Below are 15802 nucleotides of genomic sequence, written 5' to 3' on the forward strand. Positions count from 1 at the left end.
AATACTTCCTCCTGATATAATTTTTAATTATCAAAACATAAGCGGAACGCAAACCTTAACTGCGTGTCCGTCCATGCTGATGTCTGTTTCAGTGACATGTACCGGTGTCTGATAAAGCGCAGAAAGAGAATCACTGGTAACGACTTCTTCCGGTGTTCCCTGGGCCATAATATATCCGTCCTGCATCATCACGACACGACTGCAGGCGAGAAAAGCATGCTCAGGAAAATGAGAGGTCATTAAAACGGTATACCCCTGCGCAGAGAGTTTTTTGATTACACGCAGCATCTTAACCTGATTGCCATAATCAAGATTGGCGGTTGGCTCGTCCATAACTAAGATATCCGACTGCTGTGCCAAAGCGCGCGCAACCAGCACCATCTGTCTTTCGCCGCCGCTCAGTTCCTGAAACAGAGTATGCTCCAGTTCGAGAATCCCCATGCGTTCCATCGCTTCCCGTGCAACGGAGCGGTCTTTTTCGCTGGGCGAGCCCCCCAAAGAAAGATGGGAAAGCCTTCCCATCAAAACAACCTCAAATGCCTCATAGGGAAATGTGATACCGCTGGACTGGGGCACATAGGCCATCATGCGCGCGCGCCGGCGTGAGGAAACAGACGATGACAGATCCTTTCCATCAATGCGTATGCTTCCGGATTTCATTTTGCTGAATCCCAGCAGGCACCTCAGTAATGTAGTTTTTCCGGTTCCATTAGGACCCAGCAGGCACACAATATCTCCTTTATCCGCATGAAAAGAAATGTCTTCCAGAATCATCCGGTCCGGCTTATAAAAAAAGCTGATGCCATTCACCTCAAGCATCATGACCACCCCTTTCTGACACGGTATAGAAGCAATATGAAAATCGGTGTACCGATTAAAGCGGTCAGCACGCCCAGGGGCAGCTCAACACCCTCAATTCCGCGTACAACATCGTCTATTGCCAGCAGAAAACAACCGCCAATTAAAAAAAGAAACCGGAGCCAGCCGGGAAAAGCTGGAGCCGCTGATCATACGTGCAATATGCGGCACCACCAATCCCACCCATCCAATAATTCCGCTGATACTGACAGCGGAGACGGTCATCAGCGTGGAAGCAACCACCACAACCAGCTTGGTAAGAGGTACATTCACGCCCAACGCAGCGGCTTCGTCCTCTCCTGTGGAAAGTGCGTTGATCTGGTGGCGGAACAAAAACAGCAGTACCGATGAAATGATAACAGCAGGCAGCAAAAACAAAACCTCGCGGCCGGATCCTCTTCCCAGACTGCCCATCAGCCAAAAGGTAATGGAGGGCAGCGCATTGTCGGTATCTGCCATGGTTTTCACAATGGAAAGCAGCGCCTGAAACAGGCTGGAGACCACAAGCCCTCCAAGAATCAGCACCGTAATTGCCTGCCGTCCGATTGTATAGCCGATAAAATAGGTCAATACCACCGCTGCCATTCCGAAAGCAAACGCACAAACCTGAATTTCCCACCAGGAGGCATCGTTGATCATTGCAAGTGCTGCCCCAAAGCCTGCACCGGCAGATACGCCCAAAATATCCGGAGATACCATGGGGTTTTTAAACAACGTCTGATAGCTTGCTCCTGAAAGCGAAAGTGCGCCTCCCACAAGAATTCCTAACAAGATACGTGGCAGACGTACCTGCAAAATTACGGTCTCCAGCGTTTCTTCCCAAGTAGGTTCAACCGGAAAGATGCGGGAAAGAATAATTTTCCATACAGTTTTAGGCGGTATAGCATATCTCCCCACCAAAAAGGATAAGGAAAATGCTGCTAACAGCAGCATGCTTAGAAATAAAAGGATCACCGCAAAATACCGGCGGTTTATTTTTCTCATATGTAACCCTCCTGCTTTTTTTTCTTTTCGATATACTCACTTAAGAATAACGACAAAAAAATATAAAATCGTTATATTCGCAAAAAAATAACGATTCTTTTCTAAAATTATACAATAACAACTTTAAAATAGCAACTCACATAAAAAAATTTTTAGTATTCCTAAAAGATTTTGGTTTTAAAGTGATTCTTACAAAATGGAGACAGACTGGAAAAACCCGAATTATGAACAAAGATATAAATTAATATATATTTTAAGCCATTGGGATTGCAAAAAAGGGGAGACGGTTAAGCCGTGAAAATGTAAGTGAATTTGGCATTGGTGCATTTGCATGTTTTGAGCAGATATTCTTGTTTCTTTATTACCTAAATTGCTCTAGTATTGTATAAACTTATGGATTTAAAAAGTTCTTAGAGACTGCTTTAAAGAGGACCTGTTGAATTAATTTTTCTGCCTCACCAAATGAAGCTTCATAATAAATTTTAAATGGTCTTATGCACCAGTTTAAGTTTTAAATAATAAAAGGCCGCTTCATAATGAATGATTAATGACCAATTAGCAATCATCCTTCATTATAAAGCAGCTTTATTTGTATACATATTATTTCACCAGCTCAATGGTCAGTCCTCCATTAGAAGGAATGATCCGATAAATCCCTTCCTGCCCGGAAACCCCAAAATACTTTTTCAGCAGATGTTTTGCTTCCCCATCACTTTCAACTATAACAAGGTAGTCATAGCTGCTTAACAGATGGATCAGGTTATCTTCATAAAATGCGCAGATGCCGTCTACATTGGAGGCATAAAGCATGTATCTCCCAATGTATTGCAGGTAATAATCCGTTACCTGGCTGTCCGCGTCCGATGCGTAGAATAAATACCTGCTTTCATCCACCCTTCCGCCGGAATACCAGCGGTCTCCCGTGACCTGATATACCTTGTAAGGCAAAGTCGTTTTATAGGAATGCCGGATGTTCTGCATGCCATTGTATTCAGACATCAGAAGGGTTGTGGCTAAGGCCATAAAAAAAGATGACGCCCTTTTGATACCGGTTCTTGCTTTCTACGGTTTTAAACGCCCGGTAATCCGGCAGCTCACCAGATTTATAGTAAAACGAATTTTCAATGTCAACAGTTGCGCACAGCACCAGCTCCGGCAAATAAAACCACGATACTTGATGCATAACGATCGAACCCTGCCAATCGGAGTGCCTCATCAAGAGGCATGGAAAAGATATAAAGAGCAAGTATGCCAAGATAGTAACCAATAAGAACAACGTTTAACGCAATCAGCGCCTTCCATAAATTCCAGTTTTTCTTTAGGAGAACAGCTGCAAATACACTGGCTATTATGGCAACCGCATGAAAGCCAGAATCCCCATGGCAGGACGGCTTTTGATATCAAACACTGATTTGACAAAGAGATCGACTATCTGACGTACCTCCTCCGGACTTTTTCCACCGGAAATACCGTGGAGGTTATTGGCAGAAACTTCAAACTTATTTTCCACCCCCTGGAAATTAACCGACATATGGATATTCCATAAAAGATATGGGATAAAAGACACCCCAAGGGAAAGAAGCACCGCCACCCCATTTTTCCATAAAGGCTTATCCCTGTTCTTTAACCAGGCATAGATCAGATAAAGAAACCCGATTCCCGCAAATATGGTACCGGTATTTTTTATAATCATCAAAAATCCTGCTACGGGTATAATGCCAATGCAGGCTTTTTTTATTTCCCTTTGATACCTGTATATCATTACAAACAATACAAGGGTATATATGGGAAGGAGAAAATCGACCAGCAGATTGGTGATCCGTATGGTAATGTTAAATATGGACAGCAGGGAACAGCCTGCCGCCAAAAATGCAAACAGCAGAAACCGCTTCTTTTCCCTGATCACCCCAAACATGGCATAGAAGCAGGAAAAAATAAGGATTCCCTGGGCTGCCAGCATAATCCCCTGGGAATTCCCGGCAAAGCGGCAGATAAAATATAGAAACGAGGAAGAGCCCAGTGGATAATTTTTAAAATCAATCAAGGCAGATGCGGCATCAGGAAACGTATTGGTGCTGAGCATCTGCTTGACGGCTATGGCCCAGTGGGAGAAATTATCATAATGTACCAGCCTGCTGACAAACAGCAGCTGAAAAAAAGAACAGGCTTCCAAGGGCAAACCCCGCCTGGAACAGGGAAATGCGGAATTTCCCATAGGACCGGTTCCTGATCTTCTTTAATAAAAAGAAGAAAAACAGAAGGATTCCTGCCATAAGCACAGCTACCGACCCTGGCAGTAAAAAACCGGCCATTCCGCAAAAGTAAATTATACAGGCAATGGCTGAGCAGACAAAAACAGGAATGAATTCTGGCTGAAGCTCAGTTTTTCCCTTGTAAACATCATATAGCCGAACAGGGAGCACAAAAGCGCCACTATCATAATTATATGGACTATAACACTCATCCTTTAACCCTCTTTTTCATCTGTATTTTTTATGTCAACCAAAATCTGATTGATTATATTTTTCCCAGTGAGATCATCCAGGTTCACAACTGACAATAGCTCCTCCGATGAATGCCGTATGTATATTCCCGTCCGTTTCAGGACCAACGGAATCCCGCTTTCTGTATTATAGATAAACGTATCATCCTGGCTTCCGTTCGTATTAAAATCAGAAACTGAAAAATAGCAGTAGTTAAAATCAACCAGCCTGCAGGCAGCCCCGTTTGTAAAAGTAATTTGTCTTTCCATGGGGATCCTGGGCATCTTTCTTTTGTCTTTAAACGGCTGCTTCAACCGTTTTTTTATGTTTCTCAGCATATCGTCATAAGCGGTGACCCATAAATCCATCTGCATTGGGAGGGAATGGGTCCTGTCATATATGATCTGCATATACTGGCGTTTGTTTTCTTCGTCAACTGCCCGGATGGCTGCGGAATAACGCCAGCCTTTGTCCTGCTCTTTCACATAAACGATCTTCCCCTCAAGTCTGGCTTTATAACGAGACGTGGTAATCACAAATTCCACGGTTTTATTTTCCGGAAGATATATGGCTTCTCCGACCAGAAGCTAATCCGTTTTCGGAAACGTCTGCCGTCCTGGCTTCATAAGTTAAGGCCTTATATTGTATGGTGATATCTTCCTCTGCCCTGATCCGCTCACTGCTCCTGTAAGCAGGTCTTCCCAGCATAAAAAATATGGCATAGAATAAGGAAACCATGTTATGAATGATCCAGAACAGGATAATGCTGCTGTAAAATAATGCCCAGCCATATTTTCCATGGACAAAGCGTATCATGGCCGCTGCGGACAGTGCCAGCAATATCACATGAGGAATCGCAAACACGGCAAACTCAAAGCCAATGCCCTTTCCTTCTTTCTTTTTATTGGTGACTTTAAACTTTCTTTGATGGATATGAAAGGTCTCAAGCAATACCGGGACAATCAAATAGGGCATAAATATGGTATCAATAATCTGGCTCCATCTCTGGTTCCTGACGTTGCTTGAGAGATAACGCATGGACATACTGTAAAAAAAAGTATGCAGGAAGCCAGAACACGATCACATCCCAGAAATGACTGTTCACGATCCTATAATCAAACAGGGCAAACAGGATGGGGGACATAACGAATATGAGCCTGTTAAAAAAATGACCACCAGTATAAAAAAAGTATTAAGGTACGTAAGCCTTGCAAGCAGGGGAAGCCTTGGTGTAGCAATGGCATGGGTATTCTGAAGGCTCTGAATGATGCCCCTTGCCCATCGCACCCGCTGCCTGATCATGCTCTTTATTGTTGTGGTAGTAAGCCCGGCCGCCTGAATCTCATCCGTTGCATAGGTGATGAATCCTGCTTTTTGTATCCGCAGGCTTGTCTCAAAATCCTCTGTAATGGTTTTTAGGGGAAAACCTCCTATCTCCTCCATGGCCGCCCTTAAAATGACGGTGTTGCTGCCGGTATAAGCGATCGCGTTGGAGGTATTTCGCATGGTATTGACTTCTCTGGAAAAGAAATCCTGCTCATTGGGAATGTTTCCTTCCGCATACAGATTGAACTGAAAAAGATCGGGGTTATAAAAGCTTTGAGGCGTCTGAATTAATCCAAGCCTGAACCTTTTATCGACCTCCTCGTCCTTTTTTTAGCCTCCACTTCCCGTTTTCTTTTGCGAACCTGGAAAGCAGGAAATATGGAACCGTCTTCATGAGAAACGTATGCTGGGGGATCATATCCGCATCAAAGGTAGCAATAAGAGGAGATGAGGTCTTACTTAAAGCATTATTCAAATTACCTGATTTTGCATCCTTATTATCTGCAAGCCCCAGGTAGCCGACTCCAAATTGTCTGGCCAGTCCGGCAATCTCTTCACGGTTTCCGTCATCGCAAATATAGATATGTACCTTACTTTTATCGGGATATTCCATGAATGTACATGCATTGACCGTTTTGTACAGAATATCAGCCGGTTCATTATGGGTCGCAATGAAAACGTCCACATCCGGATAATATTCATCCGGTATTTCCGGACATTCCAGTTGAAATTTATTCATCTGCATCTTTTGATAAAAAAGCTCAAAGGAGGTAAATACCGTAACAGTCTCCGCTGCAATCAGCAATATACCAAATATGAGGCTCATTGTCCCCTCATGAAGCGGCAGGGTAAATATCATACGCCAGCCCAGATAAATTGTCATCAGGACCATGGTAATGATAAAAATTATATTTCGTTTTTTTCTCTTCTTTATTCACGGAACCAGCCCCCTGCGCGTGAAAATACCCAGCGCTGTTGTATTTGATAACCAAGGAGAAACAGACAGCCATCACAGAGAAGCTTTGCCGTCTTTTCATTAAATCCCGGAGCCAGATGGAGGATATACACCCCGGCAGCGGACAGCAGTATATTGAATGCGCACAAGCTCAGGTAACGGATAAGGCTATGGCCTGAAGCCTGCCTGTCCTTAAACACCACATTTTTATTCAACAGATAATTCACGGCAATTGAAACCGATCTGGCAAAAGCCGTGGCTATCATGATTCTAAGGAAATCCTCCCCCTTCATATAAGGCTTCAGCCAGTCAAGAAGCGTCCAGGCTATTCCTATGTCAACGAAAGAACAGATGACGGATGAGGAAAAGAATTTCATAAAATCAGCCCCAAGGATAGCAATAATTTTTAAGCTGTCCCTTACAGCCTTAAAATGCGTACCCCTGTTCTCATCTTCATATATGGTCTGAACGGGGATGGTGAGGACAGATATTTTAGACCGGATGCAGGTGATCAGGACCTGGGTTTCATACTCAAACCCTTCTCCCTTTATGTCAAGCATCCGGCCTGTAAGCTTCGGACCAAAGGCCCTGAGCCCTGACTGGGTATCAGGAAGGTATTTCCCGTACAGTGCAGCAAATATTGCAGAAGTAACACGGTTTCCAATGAGAGACTTGGCTGGTATTCCGGCCTTTTTAAAATCTCTTACCCCCAATATTAACGCATCGGGATGGCCTTCGGCTTCCATGGCCAGCTTATAAACATCCTCCGGGGCATGCTGTCCATCGGAATCCGCAGTTACGATGCACGAATAGCCGGACACATTTCCCTTTATGTAATCATATCCCGCTTTAAGAGCAAAACCCTTTCCCCGGTTTATGCTGTTATGGATTACAGTACAGCCCCACTCCTCTAATTCTTTGAAAATATCCTGATAATCGTTTCCAGAGCCATCATCTACAATTATAATACGGGATAACCCGTATTCTCCCAGCTCCTTTATATAAACCGGAAGCCTTCTGTCAGGTTCAAGAGAGGGAATCAATACAATGGCATGTTCTATCGTTTGTTTCATCTCAGCTCCCGTTTCTGTTATAAATAATTTCAGTTAATAAATAAAAGGATTCGTTTATAATATACACCCAACAAAAATTATGTCAATCTTTGCCGTCATGGTGAATGATGGATGGGGAGAATGCCCTAATTATGGTAAAATATTGCTCCCCCAATGCTGCCGGCAAATATTTCTTCCGTCTTCCAACACTCTGCTGACAAAAATTTCCACGCAAGAATCTACCAGTATCTACCATATTGACTAAAATCGGAAAGATAACTATAATTATTAGTAATTCCATATTCAGGAAATTCACGAAAAGATGTAATATTACATAACCATCTAATATTATGCCAAATCTGACATTTATCCAAAAATTCATGGGAATAAACAATTCACAGAAATATGACTTTAAAACCAGGGAGGAAATTGTATGTTAAAAAAACTAAAAGTAGGGAACCGGCTGCTTGTTGCATTTGTTATCGTTGTATTGTTTTCAGGTCTGGCCGGAACCATTGGGATCCTGCTCATTCGGGCCATTAATAAGGAATATCATGCGGAGCTGGAGGATTATGGATTTGCACAGGGGGATATCGGAAGCCTGGGACAGCGTTTCAGGCCCACCGCGCCACAGTGTTATACATAATCTATTCAGAAGATGCAGCTGAAACCGCCAGGCAGAAGGAAAACTTGACCAAACAGATCGATTTGATAAATGAAAAGATGCAGATGGTACAGACAAGGATGAAGACAGACTCGGAAAAGGAGCTTTACAGCCAGCTTTCAGAGAAGATGAAGTCCTATGAAGATATCCGCAGCCGGACGATCGAGCTTGCATCAAAATCTTCCCAGGAGTCTATGGCCTTTTTCCGAAGCTATGCTGCTCCGCTGGCAGCGGAAATCGCCGATACCATCAATACCATGCTGTCGGATAAATCAGCCGCCGGAGATATAAAATCTGCCCAGCTCTCCCGCCAGACCTCCGTATTCATTGCAATTATGGGAACAATCATCTTTTTTTCCATTGGTACTTCCGTGATTATTGCAATCGCAATTACAAGGGGCATCACCCGTCCCATTGACGAACTGAAAATGGTTGCAGACCGTATGGCACAGGGTGACTTAAAATGCCGGCTGGAATACAGTTCAGAGGATGAACTTGGGCATCTTGCCGACAGCATGAGGACCATGATGGGACGTCTATCCTATTACATGGATTATATCTCTGTCACCACTAGCCGTATGGCACAGGGGGATTTTGATATTCCCCATGACCCGGAAGAATTTAAAGGAGAGTTCCGTTCCGTACAGCTCTCCATACAGAATCTCACAAACTCTTTAAATGATGTCATGGCAAAAATAACCCAGTCCTCAGACCAGGTGGCCTCAGGAGCCGAACAGGTGGCAAGCAGCGCCCAGGCCCTAAGCCAGGGTGCAACCGAGCAGGCCTCCTCTATTGAGGAGCTGGCTGCCACCATCAACGATATTTCCAATAATATAAACCTTAATGCGGAAAATGCCAAAGAAACAAACCAGCAGGTAAACAATACTGCAGCTGAATTGGAATATGGCAAGACACAGATGCAGGATCTGACAAATGCCATGGAGGATATCAGCAATGCATCCGCAGAAATCGGAAAGGTAATAAAGACCATAGAGGACATCGCCTTCCAGACCAATATCCTGGCCCTTAACGCAGCCGTGGAAGCAGCAAGGGCAGGAGCGGCCGGAAAGGGCTTTGCAGTTGTGGCAGACGAAGTCCGCAACCTGGCCAATAAAAGCCAGGAGGCTTCCAAAAACACTGCCGCATTAATTGAACACACCCTGGCTTCCATTGAAGCTGGAAATCACATTGCAAAGGAAACTGCAAAATCCATGGACCGCATTGTCCAGTCTTCCAAAACAGCGGCAGACTTAGCCTATCAGATATCCACCGCCTCCAAGGACCAGGCATTTGCTGTTGCCCAGGTAACTCAGGGAATTGACCAGATATCAAGCGTGATTCAAACCAATTCCGCCACATCAGAGGAAAGTGCCGCCGCCAGCCAGGAAATGGCCGGACAGGCTCAGATGCTGAAGCTTTTAATGGAAAAGTTCCAATTAAAGATTTAAACAAAAAAGGTGCTCCCAAAGCCAAAATTTGACTTTGGGGACACCTTTTAAATTTTCTTCAAGCAGGCAGGCTGTTTTGAAAACCGGCTGTTATGTAGTCAGGCCAAACCGTTCTTCCATAATGGCTCTAAGACTATCTACCGTCTTTCCTGCATCAAGACCGTTTTCATCAATGGTTATGTCTGCATACTTTTCATAATAAGGAACCCGTTCCTCATATAGGTCCCTTAAGGTCATACCATCCTTTAACACAACTCCCCGGTCTACCAGATTGCCCAGCCGTTCCTCTAGACTTTCATAGCTAAGCTTTAAATAAACCACTGTGCTGATCTCCTTTAAATGCTCCATTGCCTCTTTTCCATAGATCACGCTTCCTCCCGGGGCAATGACGCTATGATGGACATTTAAACCGGCATTGATCCTGTTTTCCACAGCCAGGAAGCCCTCCTGGCCCTCCTTGGCGATAATTTCCTTTAAAAGGCATCCTTCCTGCTCCTGGATCACAATGTCCACGTCCACAAAGGAATATCCAAGGCGTTTTGCCAGCAAAACGCCCACTGTGCTCTTACCGGAGGCCGGCATACCGATCAGCGTAATATTATCAAGCTTACCCGTCATTTGCTTTTCCTCCTGCCCGACGGCTTTTTTTCCTGCCTTTTTCACAGAATAGCCGAAACTTCCAAGCTTTTTCCCCAGTTCAAAATATTCCCCATGGGAATAAGAGATAAGTCCTGCCTCATTAAGGTGGAACTTCCCTTTCTCATCCATGTACCGGCTGTTAACGGTCACTCCCACCACCTCTACTAAAAACAGATCATGGCTTCCCAAGGGCTTGATTTCCACCACTCTGCAGGCTAAATTCACCGGGCATTCCTCTATTCCAGGGGCCTTAATATGTTCCAGGGAACAGGGCGTCAGCCTCATTTCCGCAAATTTATCCACATCCCGGCCTGACTTCACCCCACAGTAATCGGCAGCCCGCACCAGATCCTTTGTCACCAGATTTACTACAAACTCTCCGGTTTCTTTTATGATTTTATAGGAATGCCGTTCCGGGCGGATGGATATGGACAGCATAGCCGGGGTGGAGCAGATGGTACCTGCCCATGCCACGGTTATGATATTCGGTTTTTCCCCTTCCCGCTGACAGCTGACCATGACCGCAGGAACCGGGTAAAGCATGTTTCCCGGCTTCCAGGTAACCCTGCTGCTTTTTACGGACTTTTTGTTTTCATTGGTTTCTTTCTTCTTCATTGACGCGGAAGCCTCCTATTCCTGAACCGCCAGCATAATGCCAGGAATCAGCTGTTTCTTTCTGGATACCACGCCGGGAAGGCTTACGATATGGTCTTCCACAGACTTTTCCTCTTCCTCTGCGCGGAAAGCTCCTACAACCATCTGCTTTGCTCCCTGGCCCTCGCATAACAGCACGGTGGATTCCGTCAAAATGTTGGTAAGCATAAAGAACATCATGTCCACGCCATGCTCTTCTCTTGCCTTTTTCATATAAGGCACCATCCGGCCCTTTAACTCATCTAACTCCTTGGCGTTTAAGGAACTGATCTGTCCGACTCCGAAAGACACCTTCCCAACGGTAAATTTCTTGAAATCCTGATAAAAGATCTCTCCATCCGTCTTTCCTTTTAAGTTGCTTCCTGCCGCGAACATGGAAGAAGCATATTTTTCTACCTGGATTCCTGCGATATCCGCAAGGGCGAGAGCTGCCTTTCGATCCGCTTCCGTACAGGTAGGGGAACGGAATAAAAGGGTATCGGAAATAATGGCGCTGCACAGCAGGCCAGCAATCTTCGGTTTAACCTCCACATTGTTTTCCTGATACATCTGATAAACAATCGTAGCCGTACAGCCCACCGGCTGGTTGCGGAAGAATACCGGGGCAATTGTTTCTACGGTACCAAGCCTGTGATGATCAATGATCTCCAGGATTTCCGCACTTTCCATGCCTTCTACTGCCTGGGTTTTCTCATTATGGTCTACCAGGATCAGGCGCTTTCCCTTTGCACCCAGCAAATTCCGGCGGGAGATCATTCCCATGTATTTTCCGTCCTTATCAAGAATCGGAAAATCCCGGTGGCGCTTACTTGCCATAACTTCTTTTATTTCATCAATGTGATCGTCTTCTTCAAAGGAAATCAGCCCTTCCGTGGTCATGAAATAGCTGATGGGAATGCTCTGGTTTACCAGACGGGCTGCAGTATATGTGTCGTAAGGGGTGGTCATGACCGTACAGCCCCTTTCCTGAGCCAGCTTTTTGATGGTCATGGATACCGCCGCACCTTCGCAGACAATGATGCAGGCCGATTCCATTTCAATGGCGCACAGCTGGGATTCATAGCGGTTCCCCAGGATCACAAGATCGCCCTTTGAAATGTAGTATTCCATCATATCGGGATTGGCTGCCGCGATAAGGACTTTGCCATGATTGAAATATTTGCTTTTTCCGCCGATTACCATAGCCCCTTCCAGGTTTCCACAATATTTTCATACGGAGTATTTGCCTTTGATAAAATGCTGCTGTCATAGACGTTCATATAGGACTTGGCTATGTCACCTACGGTGATCAGCCTTCCAGTATCCCATCCTCAGTCACAGTCGGAATGGTGACTACGTTGGCTTCCTGCATCAGATTCCAGGCTTTTTTTCAAGGACAGGTTTTTCTTTACACCCTTTGTTTCACGAATTTCGATATCACGGACCTGCGTCTTTACATTCTCCACAAGCTCCGGTGCTTCCACTCCAAAGTAATGGAGCACAAATTGTGTCTCCTCGTTGACTCGGCCCGCCCTGCCTGGCTGATATTGTTCTCCAGTCAGCACTCTTTTTAAATTTGCATAGCAGATGGCAGAACAGATGGAATCTGTATCCGGATTTTTATGGCCAATTACTATGGTCTTTCTGTTCTTATAATTTTCTCCCATACTTTCCTCCTTTTTTCATAATGTGTTTACAGGCCGTTCATATTCCGTTCATATATGTTTTTTATACTAAATACATAGAAAATATATGAGTCAAATTGATTAAATCGTCAAATTGCACATAGATTTTTCATAATTGCCCCGGTTGCCTGCCAACCGGGGTCTCCTCATTTTATGAGGCTTTTTCTTTGTGAAGTATTCCCATTATATCATAATTTAGTAAATTGTAAATAAGAGGAAGGCTGTTATGGCTATTGTGTAATCTAAAAAACAGGATACAAAAGAAAGAGGGAGGGAAAGATATTGTAAAAATATCCTTCCCTCCCTTTGTCAGATATCATATAATTATTTCTATAAAAGTCAAATGTCCGAAAGGAGAACGGCATGGAATTTAAGTGTAATTGCTGCAGCAAACTGTGCACCTCAAAAATCCCTCTTTTTGAGCCCCTATCCTTAGAGGAGCAGAAAGAACTGATATCAAAGGCCCGGCATCTGGATTACAAAAGAGGGGAAACGGTTTTTCATGAGTATGACCCGGCAGATAAAATACTGATCATCCGTTACGGAAAAGCCAAAATCAGCCGCTATTCCCTGGAAGGAAAGGAATACGTTCTTGATATGCTGACAGAAGGAGATATCTATGGAGAACAGAACATATTCGCCGGGAAAGCCTTTGAAGCAAATGCCATTGCCCTGGGAGAATGCGGAGTATGTCTCATCTCCCTGACAGATATTCAGGAGCTGATCTTAAAAAAACCTGAGATCGGAGTCAAAATACTAAACGTGGTGGGACAGAAGTTATCGGCTGCAAATGAACTGGTACAGCTATTATCCGTAAACGATGCCAAGGCCCGGGTCGCCGGCTTTCTTTTATTCAGAAGCAGCCGGATCAAGGGAGAAACCATTGAATTGACCAGAGATGACATATCCGCTTATATCAATGTCAGAAGAGAGACCATCAGCAGAAAGCTTGGCCAGCTTTCCAGGGAAGGCGCCATTGAATTAGAAGGGAATCGTAAGATTCACATCCGTAACAAAGATATTTTAAGAGATGCTTTTGAAAATGAATTTTAAAATAAAAAAAGATTTAAAATAATGATCTGAATCACATTTTTTATTCTCTTTTCCGGATATACTGGCCTTACAAACAAAACAAACATTTCTGAAAAACAGAAAATTCAGGAAAGAGGAGGAGAACCATGATTACAGGTAAAATGAAAGTAACTGATGTGGTTAAGGCCTATCCGGAAGCAGTTGAGATCTTTAATGATTTTCACATTGATTATTGCTGCGGCGGAACGGATGCCTTAGAAGAGGCCGTACAAAAGCTTGGAATCGAGTCAAAAAGCTTTATCGAGCTGCTGAATAAAAAGCTTGTGAATAAACCTCATAAATCCAACAAAGGACAAGTGCTGGCTGTGGAACATCTGGCAGAGATGGATATCCCCGATTTAATTGATTATATTATAAATACACACCATTCAAAGGAAAGAATCCTGCTGGCAGAAGTCGATGAGCTGATCAATAAAGTCCTGCTGGCCCATTATGAACACCATCAGGAGCAGCTTGTTCCCTTACACGGACTTTTTCAGATTTGAAAAAAAGAGCTTCAGGAACATTTTGCAAAGGAAGAAAAACTTATTTTCCCCTATATGAAAAAGAACTTTAACGGAAAGCAAGATGCAGAATATGTGAAGGAGCTGGAGGATGAACATGAAGCGGCAGGGAACCTGATAAAAGAAATCACTGCCTGCACCAATGATTTTACTGCGCCAAAAGACGGCTGCGCTTCGTACCGCCTGGCCTTTCAGAAGCTGCATGAACTGGTTAAAGACGTGTATATTCATATATTTACAGAAAATTCACTGCTGTTTCCAAAATATGAAGGAGGAAATTAATAATGAAAAAAACTTGTGAAAAACAATGTTTACTGGGTAGGTTTTATGGACTGGGAGCTGGAATCCTTCCATGGGGCGGATTACTCCATTAATCATGCTCAAGCCAGAATGCTTATTTAATCAGGGAAGAAAAAAACGGTCCTCATTGACACGGTCTGGAAGCCTCATTCCACGGAGTTTATAGATAACCTGGAAAAAGAGATTGATTTAAAGGAAATAGATTTCATTGTTGCAAACCACGGAGAAGTGGATCACAGTGGTTCTCTTCCCGCATTAATGGAGAAAATCCCCGGCACTCCTATTTACTGTACGGCTAACGGGGTGAAATCCCTTACCGGACAATATCACCATCCGGAATGGAATTATCAGGTGGTGAAAACCGGAGATTCCATTGATATTGGAAACGGTAAGAAGCTGGTCTTTGTGGAAATGAAAATGCTCCACTGGCCTGACAGCATGGCTACTTACCTGACAGGTGATAATATCCTTTTCTCCAATGACGCCTTTGGACAGCATTTCGCGGTTGAGGAATTATTTAATGACAAAGCCGACCAGTGCCGGCTTTGGGAAGAAGCCATCAAGTACTACGCCAATATCCTGACTCCATTTTCTCCTCTTGTAAAAAAAGAAAATAGAGGAGATACAGGGGCTTAACCTGCCCATCGATATCATTGCAACCAGCCATGGCTCCATCTGGAGGGAGAATCCTTTGCAGATCGTGGAAAAATATTACGAATGGTCCCAGAACTATCAGGAGGATCAGATCACCGTGGTTTATGATACCATGTGGGATGGGACAAAGCAGCTGGCTCATAAAATCAGTGCCGAAATTGCACGGATTTCACCGGATACCAGAGTAAAGATTTTTAATATTTCCAAGATAAATAAGAATGATATTATGACAGAGGTATTTAAATCAAAAGCAATCGCTCTCGGCTCTCCAACCGTAGGCGGCAGCATTCTCTCTTCTGTGGGAGGATGGCTTGATTTCCTGAAGGAATTGAAATATAAAGGGAAAAAGGCTGCCGTGTTCGGATGCTATGGCTGGAGTGGAGAGGGAACAAAGGTTCTTCGGGAACGGCTGACAGAGGCCGGGTTCTCTGTGGTGGAAGAGGAAGCCAAATGCCTTTGGAATCCGGAAGAAGAGGACTTTAACAAGGCAGCGGAAATTGCCCGGGCCCTTTGCCAGTAAAACTGT

At 44.2% G+C, this 15802-nt stretch carries 17 protein-coding genes and 3 pseudogenes; 6 read left to right on the forward strand and 14 right to left on the reverse strand.

The features are described 5' to 3' along the window. Positions 1 to 30 precede the first annotated feature (30 nt). The 11 genes from JCM10519_RS13835 to JCM10519_RS13885 all read right to left on the reverse strand — a co-directional run bounded on the left by JCM10519_RS13835 (position 31) and on the right by JCM10519_RS13885 (position 7679). Positions 31 to 822: an ABC transporter ATP-binding protein gene (locus JCM10519_RS13835; protein ID WP_347844208.1), complete on the reverse strand. Its 792-nt coding sequence runs from the start codon at positions 820 to 822 to the stop codon at positions 31 to 33. Further along, a complete protein-coding gene (locus tag JCM10519_RS30000) occupies positions 819 to 962 on the reverse strand; it encodes an iron chelate uptake ABC transporter family permease subunit (RefSeq protein ID WP_347844249.1) in 144 nt (47 codons plus the stop codon). Before JCM10519_RS30000 ends, JCM10519_RS13835 begins: the two co-directional genes overlap by 4 nt. Next, positions 913 to 1842 carry an iron ABC transporter permease gene (locus JCM10519_RS13840; RefSeq protein WP_347844209.1) on the reverse strand — a complete coding sequence of 310 codons (930 nt, stop codon included), beginning with the start codon at positions 1840 to 1842 and terminating at the stop codon, positions 913 to 915. The genes JCM10519_RS30000 and JCM10519_RS13840 overlap by 50 nt, the downstream gene beginning before the upstream one ends. Before the next feature lie 600 nt (positions 1843 to 2442). After that, positions 2443 to 2865 (reverse strand): hypothetical protein, encoded by a 423-nt coding sequence (locus JCM10519_RS13845; protein ID WP_054739862.1) that lies wholly within the window; start codon positions 2863 to 2865, stop codon positions 2443 to 2445. Further along, entirely contained in the window at positions 2834 to 3025 is a 192-nt protein-coding gene (locus JCM10519_RS30005) for a hypothetical protein (RefSeq protein ID WP_347844210.1), read from the reverse strand. The genes JCM10519_RS13845 and JCM10519_RS30005 overlap by 32 nt, the downstream gene beginning before the upstream one ends. A 165-nt stretch (positions 3026 to 3190) precedes the next feature. After that, positions 3191 to 4015, reverse strand: a complete 825-nt coding sequence (locus JCM10519_RS13855; protein ID WP_054739867.1) for a hypothetical protein — start codon at positions 4013 to 4015, stop codon at positions 3191 to 3193. Positions 4016 to 4309: 294 nt separating this feature from the next. Continuing rightward, the gene (locus JCM10519_RS13865) at positions 4310 to 4870 is read right to left on the reverse strand and encodes a hypothetical protein (RefSeq protein ID WP_054739871.1); all 561 of its coding nucleotides are present in this window, start codon (positions 4868 to 4870) and stop codon (positions 4310 to 4312) included. 4 nt (positions 4871 to 4874) lie between these two features. Continuing rightward, positions 4875 to 5363, reverse strand: coding sequence for a hypothetical protein (locus tag JCM10519_RS13870; protein WP_347844211.1), 489 nt, complete (start codon positions 5361 to 5363; stop codon positions 4875 to 4877). Positions 5364 to 5426: 63 nt separating this feature from the next. Beyond that, entirely contained in the window at positions 5427 to 5939 is a 513-nt protein-coding gene (locus JCM10519_RS13875; protein ID WP_347844250.1) for a glycosyltransferase family 2 protein, read from the reverse strand. 19 nt (positions 5940 to 5958) lie between these two features. Continuing rightward, the gene (locus tag JCM10519_RS13880) at positions 5959 to 6477 is read right to left on the reverse strand and encodes a glycosyltransferase (RefSeq protein ID WP_347844212.1); all 519 of its coding nucleotides are present in this window, start codon (positions 6475 to 6477) and stop codon (positions 5959 to 5961) included. Between the two features lie 104 nt (positions 6478 to 6581). Then, a complete protein-coding gene (locus tag JCM10519_RS13885) occupies positions 6582 to 7679 on the reverse strand; it encodes a glycosyltransferase (RefSeq protein WP_054739880.1) in 1098 nt (365 codons plus the stop codon). A 412-nt stretch (positions 7680 to 8091) separates the two neighbouring features. On the opposite strand from JCM10519_RS13885, the gene JCM10519_RS13890 reads away from it, so the two are divergent. Continuing rightward, entirely contained in the window at positions 8092 to 8304 is a 213-nt protein-coding gene (locus JCM10519_RS13890) for a hypothetical protein (protein WP_054739883.1), read from the forward strand. Then, entirely contained in the window at positions 8292 to 9770 is a 1479-nt protein-coding gene (locus tag JCM10519_RS13895; RefSeq protein WP_054739885.1) for a methyl-accepting chemotaxis protein, read from the forward strand. Before JCM10519_RS13890 ends, JCM10519_RS13895 begins: the two co-directional genes overlap by 13 nt. A 90-nt stretch (positions 9771 to 9860) precedes the next feature. Here JCM10519_RS13895 and JCM10519_RS13900 read toward each other — a convergent pair whose 3' ends face one another. From JCM10519_RS13900 to JCM10519_RS13910, 3 genes and pseudogenes are all read right to left on the reverse strand, one after another. Beyond that, positions 9861 to 10388, reverse strand: a complete 528-nt coding sequence (locus tag JCM10519_RS13900) for a shikimate kinase (RefSeq protein ID WP_054739952.1) — start codon at positions 10386 to 10388, stop codon at positions 9861 to 9863. A 162-nt stretch (positions 10389 to 10550) separates the two neighbouring features. Further along, a pseudogene (locus JCM10519_RS13905) lies at positions 10551 to 11024 on the reverse strand (flavin reductase family protein); the annotation flags it as partial. Between the two features lie 15 nt (positions 11025 to 11039). Beyond that, positions 11040 to 12709 (reverse strand): annotated as a pseudogene (locus JCM10519_RS13910) (putative manganese-dependent inorganic diphosphatase). Between the two features lie 381 nt (positions 12710 to 13090). On the opposite strand from JCM10519_RS13910, the gene JCM10519_RS13915 reads away from it, so the two are divergent. The 4 genes and pseudogenes from JCM10519_RS13915 to JCM10519_RS13930 all read left to right on the forward strand — a co-directional run bounded on the left by JCM10519_RS13915 (position 13091) and on the right by JCM10519_RS13930 (position 15796). Beyond that, a complete protein-coding gene (locus tag JCM10519_RS13915) occupies positions 13091 to 13780 on the forward strand; it encodes a cyclic nucleotide-binding domain-containing protein (RefSeq protein ID WP_054739887.1) in 690 nt (229 codons plus the stop codon). A 125-nt stretch (positions 13781 to 13905) separates the two neighbouring features. After that, positions 13906 to 14304, forward strand: a complete 399-nt coding sequence (locus JCM10519_RS13920; RefSeq protein WP_054739889.1) for a DUF542 domain-containing protein — start codon at positions 13906 to 13908, stop codon at positions 14302 to 14304. Between the two features lie 54 nt (positions 14305 to 14358). Further along, a complete protein-coding gene (locus tag JCM10519_RS13925; RefSeq protein ID WP_054739891.1) occupies positions 14359 to 14604 on the forward strand; it encodes a hemerythrin domain-containing protein in 246 nt (81 codons plus the stop codon). A 45-nt stretch (positions 14605 to 14649) separates the two neighbouring features. Beyond that, positions 14650 to 15796, forward strand: a pseudogene (locus tag JCM10519_RS13930) (flavodoxin domain-containing protein). Positions 15797 to 15802: the final 6 nt, after the last annotated feature.

This window comes from Clostridium sp. NkU-1 (assembly GCA_001312405.1).

Coding starts and splice junctions, on each gene's coding strand:
- JCM10519_RS30005 (WP_347844210.1), bottom strand. CDS start 3,025: ATGCATCAAGTATCGTGGTTTTATTTGCCGGAGCTGGTGCTGTGCGCA.
- JCM10519_RS13925 (WP_054739891.1), top strand. CDS start 14,359: ATGAAAAAGAACTTTAACGGAAAGCAAGATGCAGAATATGTGAAGGAG.
- JCM10519_RS13900 (WP_054739952.1), bottom strand. CDS start 10,388: ATGACGGGTAAGCTTGATAATATTACGCTGATCGGTATGCCGGCCTCC.
- JCM10519_RS13840 (WP_347844209.1), bottom strand. CDS start 1,842: ATGAGAAAAATAAACCGCCGGTATTTTGCGGTGATCCTTTTATTTCTA.
- JCM10519_RS13880 (WP_347844212.1), bottom strand. CDS start 6,477: ATGAGCCTCATATTTGGTATATTGCTGATTGCAGCGGAGACTGTTACG.
- JCM10519_RS13920 (WP_054739889.1), top strand. CDS start 13,906: ATGATTACAGGTAAAATGAAAGTAACTGATGTGGTTAAGGCCTATCCG.
- JCM10519_RS13870 (WP_347844211.1), bottom strand. CDS start 5,363: ATGCGTTATCTCTCAAGCAACGTCAGGAACCAGAGATGGAGCCAGATT.
- JCM10519_RS13845 (WP_054739862.1), bottom strand. CDS start 2,865: ATGGCCTTAGCCACAACCCTTCTGATGTCTGAATACAATGGCATGCAG.
- JCM10519_RS13885 (WP_054739880.1), bottom strand. CDS start 7,679: ATGAAACAAACGATAGAACATGCCATTGTATTGATTCCCTCTCTTGAA.
- JCM10519_RS13835 (WP_347844208.1), bottom strand. CDS start 822: ATGATGCTTGAGGTGAATGGCATCAGCTTTTTTTATAAGCCGGACCGG.
- JCM10519_RS13890 (WP_054739883.1), top strand. CDS start 8,092: ATGTTAAAAAAACTAAAAGTAGGGAACCGGCTGCTTGTTGCATTTGTT.
- JCM10519_RS13915 (WP_054739887.1), top strand. CDS start 13,091: ATGGAATTTAAGTGTAATTGCTGCAGCAAACTGTGCACCTCAAAAATC.